The organism is Pseudomonas chlororaphis subsp. chlororaphis (assembly GCF_003945765.1).
Classification (GTDB): domain Bacteria; phylum Pseudomonadota; class Gammaproteobacteria; order Pseudomonadales; family Pseudomonadaceae; genus Aquipseudomonas; species Aquipseudomonas chlororaphis.
The window spans coordinates 183,895-198,313 of sequence record NZ_CP027712.1 but is presented as its reverse complement, the minus strand read 5'-3'; the positions used below and the strand labels follow the sequence as shown (position 1 = coordinate 198,313).

Here is a 14,419-nt window from a genome sequence, read left to right as displayed (position 1 = left end):
CTCGAACGTGCTGAAAGGTGCAAATGAAAACCGCGGTCAACGGACCGCGGCGTCGGATTTCATGCGAATGACATTGGCGGCGCTGGATGCCCCGTCTTTCCAGAAGGACAGCTCCGCATACTTCTCGAACAGGTCCGGCGGCAGGATGGTGCGCCGCGACTGCAGCGCCACCCGCGCCTTGACCTTGTGCAGGCCCGCGACCCCCAGCGCCTGGTCGAACTCGGGCGCGTCGTAGGCCAGGCTGTCGAAATCGTGTTCGAACCAGGGTTCGTCGATAAAGTCGTAGATCAGCCGCATCACCCGCTCCGGGGCCTGGCTCAGCAGGTCGTAGTCGACGATCAGCAACGAATCGGCGTTTTCGCCGTAATAGGCCTCTTTCAAGGCGGTCCAGGCATACCCCACCAGCCGGTTGTGCTGGGCCAGGGTTTCGCAGCGGCTGTAGACCGAGTTGCGCTCGACCGCATCGCCGAACAGCTTGGTGTTTTCGAAGGGGTTGGCCCGGTACAGCCGTTCCAGGCTGTCCATGACCCAGGCGACATTGCGCACACAGGCGATGGTCTTGGCCTTGGGAAACAGGTCCTTCAAGGCCGGCAGGCGCGCGCACCATTGGCGATTGGTGTCGAAGACAACAGGTTTATCGGCCTTGTCGGCGTAGTAGGAGTCGAACAGCCCGCGCAGCAGGCGGCGGCGCATGTCGATGTCGATGACCGCGCCGAATTCGCTGCCGGCGCTGCATTGTTCGAGGATGCCGCTGAACAGCGCCCCCACCGGGCTGGTCATGCCGGCGTGAAAGCGCGGGTTCTGCAGCAGGATGGCCGACAGCAGGGTCGACCCTGAGCGCGGTAAACCGGAGATAAAGTGGAACTGCGGCAATCCCTTCACCCTAGCCATAAGTCCATTTGTAGGAAAAAGCGTAGTGCAAGGTCAGAAAACCAACTAGTGGTGCTTTGATATCAATTCGAAGCAAAAACCATAAAAACGTGTGTTTTAAAAACACCCGCCGCTCTGGAACCGAACGTGAACCGATTAAGCCACTGCTGGCCCTGAACTCTGCCTTTCGTCCATCGGCCGGTTCACAGGCCAATCTTTTGCGCAAAACCGCCCAAGGCCGCTATCCAGCAGGTTTCCCAGCCTGGTCGCACAGTGCTTGCACCGACGCCTGGCCCTGCGCCACGCCGCATATAACCAGCAACCGCGCCGTGACCCCGCCGGCGGTGAATTCGCCGGCTTTTCGCCATTGCGCCGGCAGCGGGGCGAATTCGTCGGGTTGGTCGGCCGTGCCGATCAGCCAGACGCGACCACTGCCCACCGGCAACGCCGACAGCCGGTCGAGGTAAAGCCTGTCAGCCTGCTGCTCGACCAGGGTGCCGAAACCATAGGCGTTGGGCCGAGTGGAGACGCCGGCGGGCGTGGGCGGGGTGTAGAGCAGCGGCTGGGTGTCGGTACGGTTGTAGTAGACGTAACTCAGGTACCACAGCAGGTCGCTGGTGACGATCCGGTCGCCGGCCACGTAGCGCTGGTTCACGTAGTCCACCAGCACGCTGATCTGATCGTTGCTATCCACCGTGGCGTTGTTGTTCAGGCCGACCCCCTCGGCCCCGGCGAACAACAGCAGGACCGCCAGCGCCAGCGCGCGAGCATGCACCTGGGCATTCTCCAGCAGCCGGTCGATCGCCATCGCGAAAAGCAGCGGCAGGCCCAGGGCATAGGCCGTCAAGTAGCGCTCGATGAACACCGGCGAAACGAATGACACCGCAAACACCAGCAACAGCGGCAGCACGCTGTAGATCGCCAGCAGCCAGCTCCAGCGCCAAGGCGTGCGGTCGCGCCAGGCGAGCATTGCGACAACGCTCAGCACCAGCAGCGGCAGGCCCGCGAACAGCAGCGGGGAACGGCTTTCGCCATCGTCCTGGGTCAGCAATTGCCAGACCATCGAGGGCAATGAAAGAAACTCCACCGACGGCTCCCAGCCCACGTCGCCGCTGGCTTTCAGCTGGTCGATATGCTGCAGCAGGTCCACCAGCCCCGGCAGCCAGGGGGCGAACAGCATGACGATGGCGAGATTGGCCAGCCACCAGCCCGGCTGGTTGATCGCCCGGCTCGCAGGCGTTTGCAGGCGCAGCAGCAACAGGTACGCCCAGTGGGCAAGCACACAGAGCGCGGTGAAATAGTGGGTGTAGAACGCCGCGCTCATCAGCAGCGTGTAATACACCAGATAGCGCTGGCGTGCGGGCTGCCTGAGCCAGTACACCAGGGCCAGGGTGGCGCCGAGCAGCCACACCCCCAACAAGGCATACATGCGCACTTCCTGGCTGTAGCGCACGGCGGTGGGCAGCAGGGCCAGCAGGAACCCGGCGAGGATCGCCGCGCGGCGGCTCGCGATCTGCGCCACCAGCCACACCCCCAGGCCGACACAGACGATCCCCGGCCAGGCGCTGAAACTGCGAATGGCAAAGATGCCGTCGCCAAACAGCGCGATCCAGCCGCGCAGCAGCATGAAGTACAGCGGCGGATGTACATCGTGGGCGGCATGCACCCAGAGTTCGCTCAGGCCGTAGCGGCTGAGCAGCAGGCTGGAGCCTTCATCGCCCCAGATGGCCGCGGCGGTCAGGTCGTAGAAACGGTTGGCCGCCGCCAGCAGCAAAATCGGCAGCAGCCAGTACGCCCGCAGCACCGCGACCAGGCGCTGTGCGTCGCTCGCCAGCCGATTGGCGATGCCCGGCCCGGCCGTATCCAGCAATTGCGGCTCTCTGCGAAACGCCATGAATGTCCCCTGCACCAACGTTTTACCACCACAGCATCGCTGTTTATCCGGCCAGACATAAGGCACCCCATCACCCCAGGCGACTGGCGGAACAGCGTCTACGCTAACCATTGCTGTCAACGAGCCCGCCTGGCGTTCTGACCGTATCGGTCAAGCTGTCAGGCCAGACACCAGGGATCGGCTCAGGGAGTTCCACTGATTAACCTGAAGGATAAAAAACTATGGAAGTGTTCATGGGCACCATTCAAGCTTTTTCCTTTAACTTCCCTCCCAACGGCTGGGCCTCGTGTTATGGCCAGACCCTGGGAATCTCGCAATACCAGGCGCTGTTTTCGCTGCTGGGCACCTACTACGGCGGCAACGGCACCACCAACTTCCAGCTGCCGAACCTGCAAGGGCGGCTGCCCATCGGCCAGGGTAACGGGCTGGGCCTGACGCCACGGGTGATCGGCGAGGTTTCCGGTACCGAAAACGTCACCCCGACCCTCAACAACCTGCCGTCCCACACCCACACCCTCGCCAGCGTGAGCGCCGCCACCACACTGCAATTGGCCAACCCTGCCAGCAGCCCGGTCAGCGTGCCGACGGCCACCAACTCGTTCATCGGCACCTCCGGCGGCGGGCCGGGCACCGCGACCATCTATTCCGACGGGCTGGGTGCCACACCGGTGCCCCTCCAGGGGGTCAGCACCACGATCTCCGGCACCATCTCGCCCGCCGGCAACGGCCTGCCGCTGGAAGTCATGAACCCGTTCCTGGTGATCAACTTCAGCGTGGCCTTGAACGGCCTGTTCCCATCGCGCAATTGAAGTTCGCGCCGGGGGACATTCCCCCGGCCCTTTTTCCGGCCAGGAGTGGCGCCATGCTGCATCTGCTGCAAAGTGAGCATTTCCAGCCTTTGCTGGGGCAAACCTGCAATCTGTTGCTACCGGACGGCAGCGTGTTGCCGGTCCATATCGAGTCCATCAAGGACACTCCCCAGTCCCGCATGCCGAACAGCCCGCGCATGCCCTTCTGCGTCGAGCTCAACAGCCTGGCGCCGACAGCGTTCGTCGACGGCCTGTGCGACCTGGAACTGCCCGGCGTCGGCCACCTGCAGGGCATGTTCGTGTCGCGGGTGCCGGCCCTGGGCCGCGATCCGACGCTGGGCTATTTCTATATCGCCTTCAACTGAACCGAGCGTGCCTGACGGCAGCGCCCCAGGCACCGGCTCGAACCCGCCGAATTGCGTCGCTCAGCCGCGCGGGCCGGGGTACCACACCAGCCGCTCGGCCGCCGGGTTGGCTTCCTCGACCTGAAACCCCAGCGCCAGGTAATGCCGGCGCGCATGGGGGTTGCTGGCCCAGACCACCGTAGCCACCGGGCAGCGCACCTGCTCGGCGGCTTTCTGCACGCCCTGCAGCACCGTGCGCCCATAACCGCGACCGCGGGCGGCGGGAATGAACGCCAGGTACAGCACACGGATTTCATTGGCGCCGAAATCGGTGGTCAGGGCACCGATGGCGCTGCCGAGCTTTTCGATCACGTAGTGCATGGCGCCGGGGAAGTTCTCCCCCGCCCCCTGCTCCTGGACCTGGAATTGCTGGGCGATCACCTGCTCGATCTGCTCCTGCTCGCCATCGATCCATTGCAGATCGCTGCGCGCCGAACGGTAAAGGCCCTGCAGGAACGGTCCGTCGGTGGGCCGCGACGGACGTACCACCAGGCCATCGGACATGGCCGAATCCTTATGCAACATATGCGTTCTCCCTGAAAATTCCTTGTTTCAGAACCCGCTTTCCCTCACGCCCAGCGCCGCCAGGCGCCGCCAGGCCGTACCGAGCAGCGACTCGCCACGCCCCTGCAACACCACCACGCCGCGCAGCGGCTGGCTCGGCGTGACGCTGGCATCGAGCACCTTGAGCCGCGCGCCGTACTGCGCCTGGACCGGTTCGGCGCGGCGGCTTTCATCGCGGCGCACGGCAATCGGCCCATGGTGATCGGAGGTCAGCGCCTCCTGATCGATATACGCCACGCCGTTGGTATCGACTTCGGTCAATTGCACCTCAAGCGCCGGGTGCATCGGGTCGTCGGCGATAAAGCGGCCCGTGGCGCCCGGCGCGACCCGCCACAGGTCGGCCTCGGCGAGAAAACCACGCAAGCGCGCCCCCGGCTCGACCACCCGGGCCAGCGGCTCCTTGGGCGAAACCCAGCGGCCCACCTGCAGTTGCGGCAGCAAGTCGCGCAGTTGGCCGGCCTCGGGCGCGCGCAGCAGCAGGCGCTCGCGTTGCGCCGACAGGCCGCGGTATTCGGCCACGGCCTCGGCCAGCCGCTGCTCGACGATCCCGGCATCGGCGGCGGTCTCGCTGCGCCCGGCCCGGCGGCGCATCTGCAATTGCTGGATCTCGATTTCCCGCCGGGCGATGGCCTGGCGCGAGGCCAGGTCCGGGGATTCGAGCTCAACCAAAACCTGGTCCTTGCTCACCGCCTGGCCGTCGCTGACATTGACCTGCCGGACCCGCGCCGCCACCGGCGCATGCAAGGCGCTGGCGCGCCCGGCTTCGAGCATCGCCGGCACCTCCACCGAGCCGCGCCAGGGCACCGCCACCAGCAGCAGCGCCGCCAACAACCCCAGGCCGCTGAGCAATACCCGTGGCGCGTGGGCCTGTTCGCGGTGCGTCCACCATTCGCGCCATTCCCGCACGATGGGCAAAAAGATGAACCAGACCAGTTCCACCAGCATCAGGAAGATGCCCAGCAGCTTGAAAAACAGGTGGTACACCGCCAGCGCAATCCCGAAAAACAGCACCGCGCGCCACAGCCACGAGCCATAACCCCACCACAGCAGACGCCGCTGCATGGCCGGCGACCAGGGCTCCGGCGCCGGCTCCCGGTAGCCGAACAAGGCCTCGCGCAGGCGCCAGCGACAGAGGGCGAAGGCCCGCCCTTGCAGGTTGTCCACCTCCCAGAAATCGCTCAGCAGAAAGTAGCCGTCGAAGCGCATGAAGGGGTTCAGGTTGATCACCAGGGTGGTGATCCAGGTGGCGCTGGCGAGCATGAAGGCCGCGGTGCGCGCCGGGCCGTCCGGCAGCAGCGACCAGGCCAGCAGGGCGATGCTGGCCAGCAGCAGCTCGGCCAGCACGCCGCCGGCGCCGATCAGCAAGCGCGCGCGGCGGTCATTGACCCGCCAGGCATCGCTGACGTCGGTGTAGAACATCGGCAGCAGCACCATGAACGCCACCCCCATGCTCTGCACCCGGCAACCGGCGCGCTTGGCCATGAAGGCGTGGCCGAACTCATGGCACAGCTTGGCGAAGAACAGCGCCACGCCGAACGCCAGGGCGCCGCCGAGGCTGAACAGGTGGGGAAAGGTCGCCAGGAAGCGCTGCCAGTCCCGCGACACCAGAAACACTCCCAGCCCCAGGGTCAGGGGCAAGCCGTAGCGCAGCAACCCCGGGCCGAACCGCGCCAGCCACGGCCAGGCGCGATTGAGAAAGGAGTCCGGGCGCCACAGCGGGATACGAAAGAACAGGTATTGGTGCAGCAGCACCTGCCACAGGCTCTGGTGCTGGGCGGCGGCCTTGAGCTCATAGCTGGCGCGCTGCTGCGGATCGAGGGCGGTGATCAGGTCATGGCTGCGCAAAAAACCCAGCAGCTCTTCCAGTTCCGCGCCGCCCAGGGGCAACCCCGGCTCGCGATTGGCGGCGCGCAGCACTTGCCCGGCATCCCCCAGGGACCAATGCCTGAGCAAGCGCATCGCCGCCGCGCCGAGCTTGAAATAGCGGCCGCGCACCGGGTCGGCCAGGGTCCAGCGCGGCGAACCGTCCAGTGCCGGCGCCGCTGGCGACAGCTGCAAGTCCGCGCGCAGGCCCGGCAGGTTCATTACAGGCCCACGCTCTGCCGCAGGCCGGCCAGCGGCCGGCGCAGCAGGTACAGCGCCAGCGGCGCGCGCTCACCGAAGAGCTTGGCCGTGCCGCGCAGGCCGATCCGCGGCGGCGCGTCGCGAAAACGCGCATCGAGGCGGTAGGCCAATTGCCCGCCCGGCGTCGGCTGCGCCTCGTAGGCCGCCCGTTCGAGGCTGGCCAGATGGCGCTGCAACGGGTCGCTGTCGAGAAACAGCGCCACCTGCGCGCCGGGCTCCAGGGCAATGGCATCGCCCACGGCCAGTTCGATGCGCAACTCGGCCTGGTTGGGGTCGGCGATTTCCATCAGGCGCTCGCCGGTCTGAACCGGTTTGCCGGTCCAGCGCTCGGCGTCGGCGAACACCGCGATGCCGTCGCGTTCGGCCCGTACTTCGCTGCGCTTGAGCAATTCGCGGGCGTAATCGCGTTCGGCGCGTTTCTGTTCGACCCGGGCCGCCAGCAGGTCGATCTTCGAGCTGGATTCGGCATCGGCGAAGGCCCGCTGGGAATTGGCCTTCAGTTCCGCCTCAGCCACGCCCAAGGCGCGGGCGGCGACATCGGCCTGGGCATTGAGGGTGGTGTTTTCGAAACGCAGCAGCAGGTCGCCGGTCTTCACCGTCTGGTTGGGCTTGACCAGAAACTCGGCGATCACCCCATCCAGCGGCGCCGCCACCACACGCCCGCCCAGCGGCACCACTTCGGCCGGCGCCAGCACCGACTGCCGCACCGGAATCAGCAAGCCCAGCAACACCACCGCCAACAGCGCCAGCCGGCGTTTGCGGTTCCAGCGCAGGCGCCACGGCTTGCGCGGTTGCAGCGCCAGCCAGGCGTGGCTGTAGGTGTCGCCCAGTTGCGCCAGCAATACTTGTTCGGAAGGGTTCCACGGATTGTCGCGGGCCAGCCACAGGCCACCAAAGAGCGCGCCCTGACGATCGATCAGCGGCAACCAGAACACTTGCGCCGCCGACAGGCTCTGCCAGTCGGCCCGTACCGGGGCGCTCAGTTGCTCGGCCGCGACCACCCGCGCCTGCTGCGCGAGTTCGAGCTTGAACAGTTGGGCCACCGCCTGTTCGACGAAAGCCACGAAGGGCGCATTCGGATCGAGCGCGCTGACGCCAGTCACCGCGCGGACCTTGCCGGCGATCACCAGCGCCGCGTGGCGATAGCCGAACAGTGCCTGGCTGTCGTTGACCAGGCTGTAGGCCAGTTGCTCGACCGTGCGCGCGGCGCGGGTCTGGCGCTCCAGGTCGAGGAACCGGGCGAAGACCTGCTCGGCGGCGCCCGCTACCGGCGCGTTCATTTGAACTCCGCGAACCGCGCCGTGCCGCTCATGCCCGCCAACAGGCCCTCGGCGTTGGGTACGGCCGCCACCAGCAGCAGCGTCTGGCTGCCTTCGTCGATCCGCGCGCCGAGGCGCTTGACCGTGGCGGCCAGCGGCTTGCCGGTTTCATCGGGGACGAAGCTGAAGGTCTGCCCGGCCTTGAGCTTGCCCATCCAGCTCGACGGCACCAGCAGGTGGATTTCCAGGGAACGGTTGTCGACGATTTCCAGCAAGGGCGAGCCGGCCGTCACGCTTTCGTAGCGCTGTACCTTGCGCGCCACCACCTGCCCGTCGAACGGCGCGATCACGCTGCAACGCTTGACCTGCACCTGGTAGACCTGGGATTGCGCCTGGGTCTCGGAGACCTTGGCTGCGGCTCGCGCCACTTCGAAGCGGCCGACCGAGTTGAGCGAAGCCAGCTGGCGGTTGTGCGCCAGCTCTTCGTTGGCGCCACGGCTGGCGGCCTGGGCGGCATTGAGCTGGGCCTGGTAGGCCGAGCAATCGAAGCGCGCCAGCACCTCGCCTTTCTTGAAGGACTCGCCTTCGCTGTAGGGCAACTCGACGATGCGCCCGGACAGTTCGCCGGCCAGTACCGCCTGATCCTTGGCCCGCAGCACGCCGCGCGCTTCGCTGCCGCTGGCCACGGCGGCGCCGGCAGCGCTGTCACTGAGCAGCGGGTCGTCTGGCGCAGGTGTCTGCGCCTGTGCAAGGCACGCCAGACAGGTCAATCCGAATCCCAATCCCAATCCATGAAATCGCCGCATAACCGTAACTCCCTGACGGATGGGCGGAGTCTAAGACAGCAAGCGCAAGCGTCAAGCAAGTGGCCACTATCTTTATCGATCCCGACAACGGCATCGAGCACCCGCCTGACAGCATAGATGCCTTGTCCGGCGCGGCGTGTATCGGGTCGTGTGGGTATTTTAGATGCCAGCGAATGCCTTCTGTATGATTTGCACCACACTTGGACCTTCGACTCCCATCGTTTCGGATTAAGGACAATTCATGCGTATCGGTCTTTTGTCGTCTTTGACACTGGCGCTCGGCGCCCTCCTCTGCAACCAGGCCCAGGCCAGCTCCGACGATTCCTGTTACCCGCGCTGGACCCTGGTCAAAAAAAACCTCGAAAGCTGTAGCAGCCTGCCGTTTCTCAACCCGGGCAACGACAGCCGAGTGAACCTGCGCCTGTTGCTGGCCGACAGCGGTGCCTTGCCCCTGGCGCCGAAAGCGCTGGACGCCGACGACCTGGCCGAAGGGTATGGGCCGGTGCCGTTTTCGGTGTCTCGCCTGAACCCGGCGCCCGACCCCGAAGCGGCGGATGCACCGGCAGCCAGCGCCGACACTGACCTCAACGGCCGCCTGGAAGCCTTGCAGGTGGTGCGCGAAGCTCCTCAGGCGGCCGGCGATGCGTTTCTGTCCGGCGAAGGCAGCCGCTGCCGCAGCAACTCGGACGCCAGCGCCCAGGCCTTCGTCGACCAACTGATCGCCGCCGACCTGCCGGCCAGCGAACGCCAGGCGCTGGCGCAGAGCCGGGTCAAGCTGCTCGCCGCCTGCAACTGGGACAGCCCGCAACTGGCCAGCCTGTTGCCGGCCGACCTGCAGACACCGCTGGGCAAGGGTTTCGCCACTTATCTACAGGCTGCCGGCGACTTCTACAGCGGCCGCTTCAGCGAGGCCGGCACGACGTTCGCCACACTCAAGGACAGTCCGAATACCTGGCTGAAAGAAACCGCGCTGTACATGAACGCCCGTACGCTCCTCAACGGCGCCCAGCAGAACGCCTTCGACGAATACGGCATGCCGGCGCTCGAGCATGTGGATAAGTCCACCCTGCAACAGGCCGAAGCCGGCTTCGACGCCTACCTGCAAACTTATCCACAGGGTGCCTACGTCGCGTCGGCCAAGGGCCTGCTGCGCCGGGTGCACTGGCTGGACGGCAACCCCGACAAACTCGCCGCCGACTACGCCTGGCAAATGACCCAGGCCAAGGACGAGCAGCGCAACCTGTCGCTGGACGATCTGGTGGAAGAAGTCGACACCAAGCTGCTGATGGTCAACCGCAACCCGGTCAGCACGCCCCTGCTGCTGGCGGTCAACGACCTGATGTGGATGCGCGAGCAAGCCGAAGGCCGGCTGACCCGCGCCGCCTTGCAGCAACAGAAGGCGGTCTTCGCCGGGCAACCGGCGCTGTACGACTACCTGCAAGCGGCCTTCGCCCTGTACGTCGACAACGACCCGGACGCCGCGCTGAAACTTCTGCCCGCCGAGCCTGCGACCAACCTCGACTACCTCGCCTTCAGCCAGCAGACCCTGCGCGGCCTGGCCCTGGAAGCGAAGAACGACGGCCCGGGCGCACAAGCCCTGTGGCTGCAACTGCTGCCCCTGGCCAAGCAACCGCTGCAACGGGAACAGCTGGAGCTGGCCCTGGCCATGAACTACGAGCGCAACCAGCAACTGGCCAAGGTGTTCGCCGCCGACTCGCCGATCCAAAGCCCGCAGGTGCGCTTCACCCTGCTGCGCAACGTGGCCGATGCCACGCTGCTGCGCCAGCAGATCAGCCAGGCCGCCGACCCGGTGGAACGTAATACCGCGCAGTTCGTGCTGCTCTACAAGGACCTGCTGCGCGGCCAGTACGCGGCCTTTGCCAGCGACCTTGGGCAGCTTCCCGCCAGCGCCCCTGAAGACAAGCTTGGCTACAGCCTGGGTTACGTCTACAGCAACGGCCAGTCGCTCAAGCTGTTCCAGTGGAACGGCAAAGAGGCCGAGTCCGGCTACGTCTGCCCGAGCATCGCAGAAACCGCGGCGGCATTGGAGAAGGATGGGAAAAGCCCGCAAGGCCTGAACTGCCTCGGTGAGTTCATCCTGCGCAACGGCCTGGACGGCATGCCGCTGGACAGCCAGCCCGACAAGCAGTCCCTGGGCAGCACGCCGTCGGCCTTCAAGGGCGAAGCGTTCTCCCGCCTCGAGGGCTACAAACAGGTGATCGCCAACAGCAAGGCGCCACGCGACGACCGCGCCTACGCCCTGTACCGCGCGATCAATTGCTTTGCATCCTCGGGCAACAACCGCTGTGGCGGCAAAGACGTGGAGCCCGCGGTGCGCAAGGCCTGGTTCCGCCAGCTCAAAGGCACCTTCGCCGACACCCAGTGGGGCAAGTCGCAGCAGTACTACTGGTAAGCATGAGCCGCTTCTGGCGATGCCTGCTGCCGGTCTGGCTGTTGCTGGCCGGCAGTGTCCAGGCGGCGGTCGACGCCCGCGATCACGATGCCTTCTGGCTGTGGAGCGGCGTCGCTCCGCAGCCGGTGCTGAACCAGGCCAAGACCCTGTACATCCTGCAAGGGCAGATCAGCCGTTCGCGTCGCGACCCGAGCGGCAATGTGCACTTCATCGCCCAGGGCATGGCCGTTCCGCGCCTGCGCCAGGGCGAGGTCTGGGTGGTCTATCGCGCCCATACCCTGCACTGGCCGGAACCGGTCTACCGCCAGCTGCTGGGCCAGGTGCAGCGCTGGCAGCAGGCCGGCAACCCGGTGGTCGGCATCCAGATCGATTTCGACGCCCGCACCCGCTACCTCGACGAGTACGCCAGCTTCCTGCGCGACCTGCGCCAGCGCCTGCCTGCGCAGTACCGCCTGAGCATCACCGGGCTGATGGACTGGAGCAGCAACGCCAACCCCGAGGCCATCGCCGGGCTCAAGGGCGTCATCGACGAAGTGGTGGTGCAGACCTACCAGGGCCGCCACAGCATCCCCAACTACGCCGCCTACCTGCCCCGCCTCGACCGCATGGGCCTGCCGTTCAAGGTGGGGTTGATCCAGGGCGGCGAATGGCAGGAACCAGGCTATCTGCGAGACAGCCCGTGGTTCAGGGGGTATGTGGTGTTTTTGCAGAATCCGCGCTGAGGCGCCTTACCAGTCGTAGCTCAGGCTCGAAACCATGGTCCGGCCTTCGCCGTAATAGCAGTCGAATGTGCCGGCGCAACGGTCGACGTAGGTCTTGTTCTCCAGGTTCTTCACGTTGAGCGCCAGCTTCACGCCCTTCCATTGCAGCGGCGACATGCTCAAGTCGTAGGTGAGAGCGGCGTCGTACACGGTGTAGGAAGGAATCTGGAACGCCCCGGCGTAATAGTCGCCATAGCTGCCGCGCACATAACGCGCGCCCACACCCGCGCCAAGACCGGCCAGAGGCGTATCGCCCAGCAGCCTGTAGTTGACCCACAACGCCGCGGTCAGCGGTGGGTTGCCCGCCGGATGCCGGCCTTTGCGCCCATCGTTGTCCTTGGTGTACTTGATGTCGTTGCGCGACATCGAGGCAATCACGTCCAGCGCTTCAGTGAGGCTGGCCTTGCCTTCCAGCTCGATGCCCCGGGAACGCAGCGCGCCGCTCTGGGTGCTGAAACCCGGGTTGCCCAGGTCGCTCGTCAGCAGGTTTTCCTGCTCCAGCTCATAGGCCGAGATCTGCACGAAACTGCTCTGCCCCGGCGGCTGGTATTTCACCCCCACTTCATATTGCTTGCCGGTAGAAGGGTCGAAGGGCTGGCCGCCGACGTTGGTGCCGCTTTGCGGCAGGAAGGATTCCGAATAGCTGACAAAAGGCGCCAGGCCGTTTTCGAACAGGTAGACGATGCCCGCGCGCCCGGTGAACGCCTGGTCCTTGCTGTTGGTGTGGCCGCCATTCAACGGGGTCTTGTTGTCGACCTCGGCCCAGTCGTAGCGACCGCCGAGCACGAAGATCCACTGATCGAGCTTGATCTGGTCCTGCAGGTACAGGCCGGTCTGGGTGATGGTGTTGTCCCAGCGATAAGGGTTGCCGAAATTCAGCGACTGGCCGTAGGTCGGGGTGAACAGGTCGATGATCGGCGGGTTGAAGTCGTACTTGCCGTCGAACTTGGAGTTGAAGTGGTAGTAGTCGAGCCCGACGATCAGGGTGTGGTTGAAGGCCCCGGTGTCGAACTCGGCCTGGGCGATGTTATCCACGCCCAGCACCTTGTTGTGCTGCTTCCAGTCCACGCCGTAGCGGGTGCTGTAGCGCTGGTCGTTGAGCCCGGTCTTGGGGTTGGTGACGAAGCGATAGCCGTGCAGCGGCGCGCGGTAACGGTCGTCGACATCGGCGTAGCGGGTGTTCTGCTTCAGGGTCCAGGTGTCGTTCAGGCGATGGGAAAACTCATAGCCCAGCACGAACTGCTCACGGTCATAGGCGTTGACCCCCGGCTCGCCGAGGAACAGGTCGCGATCGATCTTGCCGTTGGGGTTGGCGAACACCGTGCCCACGCTCGGCAGGCCCTGGGCCTCGGGCACATCGTTGTCTTTCTGGAATTGGGCGAAGAGCGTCAGGCTGGTGTCTTCGCTGGGCCGCCAGGTCAGGCTCGGGGCGATGAACTGACGCTTCTGCTCGACATAGTCGATCTCCGACTGGCTGTCGTTGACCACCCCGGTGAGGCGATAAAGAAACTGGCCTTGCTCATCCAGCGGGCCGCCCAGGTCGATGGCGGCGCTTTTGTAGTCGTAGTTGCCGGCCCGCAGGACGACTTTGTGCAGCGGCGTCTCGGTCGGGCGCTTGCTGACCATGTTGACGATGCCGCCCGGCTGATTCTGCCCGTACAACACCGACGCCGGGCCCTTGAGCACCTCGATGCGCTCCAGGGAAAAGGGTTCGATCTGCAGGGCGCCGCCGGTACTGCCGCCGCCATAGGGCAGGTGCAGGCCGTCCAGGTACAGCGGGGTGGGCGAGAAACCACGGGATGTCGGCTCATCGAAAATCTTCACCCGGTCGGCGAAGCCGCCGCCGGTCATGCCCGGCGTGTAGCGCAGGGCTTCGGTGACGCTCTGGGCCCCGCGAGCGCTGACTTCCGCGGCGGTGATCACGTTGATGGTCTGGGGGATTTCCACCAGCGCCGAGTCAGTCTTGCTCCCCGTGGCGCTGCGCTTGGCGACGATGCCCTGCACCGGCCCCCAGGCACTTTCCTCGACCTGCGCGGCACTGACCTGGGTCGCCCCCAGTTGCAGCGGGCCGTCCTGACTCACCGGCACCAGCAGCCAGCCACCACCCGCCTGCTGTGCCTGCAACCCGCTGCCGGCCAGCAAGCGCTGCAAGCCTTCAGCTACCGGATAACGTCCCTGCAAGCCAGGGCTGCGCTTGCCCGCGGTCATCTGGGCATCCACCGACAACAGAATGCCCGCCGCGCTGGCAAAGCGGTTCAGGGCCTGGTCGAGGTTGCCGGCCGCGATGTTGTACTGGCGCGACTCGCTCTGGCTGGCGGTTTCGGCCTGGGCCATGCCGGGCAGCACCGGTGCCACGGCCAGCAGGCCGGCGAACAGGCCACGGCGCACGGCGCTGGCCAGGGTTTGAGTGGTTGGTGTCGGTTGGTAAGGCATTCCGGAACTCCCCATGAGAATGCGTCTTGATCGGCTTTCAAGAGGTATCCCGAACGGGCTGAAAAAAACGACAAGGGGAAAT

General features: G+C 65.7%; 11 protein-coding genes. 4 read left to right on the top strand and 7 right to left on the bottom strand.

Translation table 11 applies throughout. The annotated features are described in order from the left end of the window. Positions 1-36: 36 nt before the first annotated feature. The gene (locus C4K27_RS00845; protein WP_053259185.1) at positions 37-891 is read right to left on the bottom strand and encodes a sulfotransferase family protein; all 855 of its coding nucleotides are present in this window, start codon (positions 889-891) and stop codon (positions 37-39) included. Between the two features lie 220 nt (positions 892-1,111). After that, entirely contained in the window at positions 1,112-2,764 is a 1,653-nt protein-coding gene (locus tag C4K27_RS00840) for a glycosyltransferase family 39 protein (RefSeq protein WP_053259184.1), read from the bottom strand. Between the two features lie 221 nt (positions 2,765-2,985). Between C4K27_RS00840 and C4K27_RS00835 the strand changes: the two genes are divergently transcribed. Both C4K27_RS00835 and C4K27_RS00830 read left to right on the top strand, forming a co-directional pair. Next, the gene (locus C4K27_RS00835; RefSeq protein ID WP_009041589.1) at positions 2,986-3,573 is read left to right on the top strand and encodes a phage tail protein; all 588 of its coding nucleotides are present in this window, start codon (positions 2,986-2,988) and stop codon (positions 3,571-3,573) included. 53 nt (positions 3,574-3,626) lie between these two features. Further along, positions 3,627-3,938, top strand: a complete 312-nt coding sequence (locus tag C4K27_RS00830) for a DUF6916 family protein (RefSeq protein WP_007928630.1) — start codon at positions 3,627-3,629, stop codon at positions 3,936-3,938. 60 nt (positions 3,939-3,998) lie between these two features. Here C4K27_RS00830 and C4K27_RS00825 read toward each other — a convergent pair whose 3' ends face one another. The 4 genes from C4K27_RS00825 to C4K27_RS00810 are packed head-to-tail and all read right to left on the bottom strand — an operon-like array spanning position 3,999 to position 8,730. Next, positions 3,999-4,502: a GNAT family N-acetyltransferase gene (locus C4K27_RS00825; RefSeq protein WP_053259183.1), complete on the bottom strand. Its 504-nt coding sequence runs from the start codon at positions 4,500-4,502 to the stop codon at positions 3,999-4,001. Between the two features lie 27 nt (positions 4,503-4,529). Next, a complete protein-coding gene (locus tag C4K27_RS00820; protein WP_053259182.1) occupies positions 4,530-6,626 on the bottom strand; it encodes an efflux RND transporter periplasmic adaptor subunit in 2,097 nt (698 codons plus the stop codon). Further along, on the bottom strand, positions 6,626-7,945 hold the full coding sequence (locus tag C4K27_RS00815; RefSeq protein ID WP_007928633.1) for an efflux RND transporter periplasmic adaptor subunit: 1,320 nt from the start codon (positions 7,943-7,945) through the stop codon (positions 6,626-6,628). The genes C4K27_RS00820 and C4K27_RS00815 overlap by 1 nt, the downstream gene beginning before the upstream one ends. Beyond that, the gene (locus tag C4K27_RS00810; RefSeq protein ID WP_053259181.1) at positions 7,942-8,730 is read right to left on the bottom strand and encodes an efflux RND transporter periplasmic adaptor subunit; all 789 of its coding nucleotides are present in this window, start codon (positions 8,728-8,730) and stop codon (positions 7,942-7,944) included. Before C4K27_RS00810 ends, C4K27_RS00815 begins: the two co-directional genes overlap by 4 nt. Positions 8,731-8,971: 241 nt before the next feature. On the opposite strand from C4K27_RS00810, the gene C4K27_RS00805 reads away from it, so the two are divergent. Further along, on the top strand, positions 8,972-11,143 hold the full coding sequence (locus C4K27_RS00805; RefSeq protein WP_053259180.1) for a PA5441 family protein: 2,172 nt from the start codon (positions 8,972-8,974) through the stop codon (positions 11,141-11,143). Between the two features lie 2 nt (positions 11,144-11,145). Continuing rightward, complete coding sequence (locus C4K27_RS00800; RefSeq protein WP_053259179.1) at positions 11,146-11,865, top strand: DUF3142 domain-containing protein; 720 nt, start codon at positions 11,146-11,148, stop codon at positions 11,863-11,865. A gap of 6 nt (positions 11,866-11,871) precedes the next feature. Here the strand turns inward: C4K27_RS00800 and C4K27_RS00795 are convergent, their stop codons facing one another. Beyond that, the gene (locus C4K27_RS00795; RefSeq protein WP_053259178.1) at positions 11,872-14,337 is read right to left on the bottom strand and encodes a TonB-dependent siderophore receptor; all 2,466 of its coding nucleotides are present in this window, start codon (positions 14,335-14,337) and stop codon (positions 11,872-11,874) included. Between the last annotated feature and the right edge of the window lie 82 nt (positions 14,338-14,419).

Coding starts and splice junctions, on each gene's coding strand:
- C4K27_RS00845 (WP_053259185.1), bottom strand. CDS start 891: ATGGCTAGGGTGAAGGGATTGCCGCAGTTCCACTTTATCTCCGGTTTA.
- C4K27_RS00840 (WP_053259184.1), bottom strand. CDS start 2,764: ATGGCGTTTCGCAGAGAGCCGCAATTGCTGGATACGGCCGGGCCGGGC.
- C4K27_RS00835 (WP_009041589.1), top strand. CDS start 2,986: ATGGAAGTGTTCATGGGCACCATTCAAGCTTTTTCCTTTAACTTCCCT.
- C4K27_RS00830 (WP_007928630.1), top strand. CDS start 3,627: ATGCTGCATCTGCTGCAAAGTGAGCATTTCCAGCCTTTGCTGGGGCAA.
- C4K27_RS00825 (WP_053259183.1), bottom strand. CDS start 4,502: ATGTTGCATAAGGATTCGGCCATGTCCGATGGCCTGGTGGTACGTCCG.
- C4K27_RS00820 (WP_053259182.1), bottom strand. CDS start 6,626: ATGAACCTGCCGGGCCTGCGCGCGGACTTGCAGCTGTCGCCAGCGGCG.
- C4K27_RS00815 (WP_007928633.1), bottom strand. CDS start 7,945: ATGAACGCGCCGGTAGCGGGCGCCGCCGAGCAGGTCTTCGCCCGGTTC.
- C4K27_RS00810 (WP_053259181.1), bottom strand. CDS start 8,730: ATGCGGCGATTTCATGGATTGGGATTGGGATTCGGATTGACCTGTCTG.
- C4K27_RS00805 (WP_053259180.1), top strand. CDS start 8,972: ATGCGTATCGGTCTTTTGTCGTCTTTGACACTGGCGCTCGGCGCCCTC.
- C4K27_RS00800 (WP_053259179.1), top strand. CDS start 11,146: ATGAGCCGCTTCTGGCGATGCCTGCTGCCGGTCTGGCTGTTGCTGGCC.
- C4K27_RS00795 (WP_053259178.1), bottom strand. CDS start 14,337: ATGCCTTACCAACCGACACCAACCACTCAAACCCTGGCCAGCGCCGTG.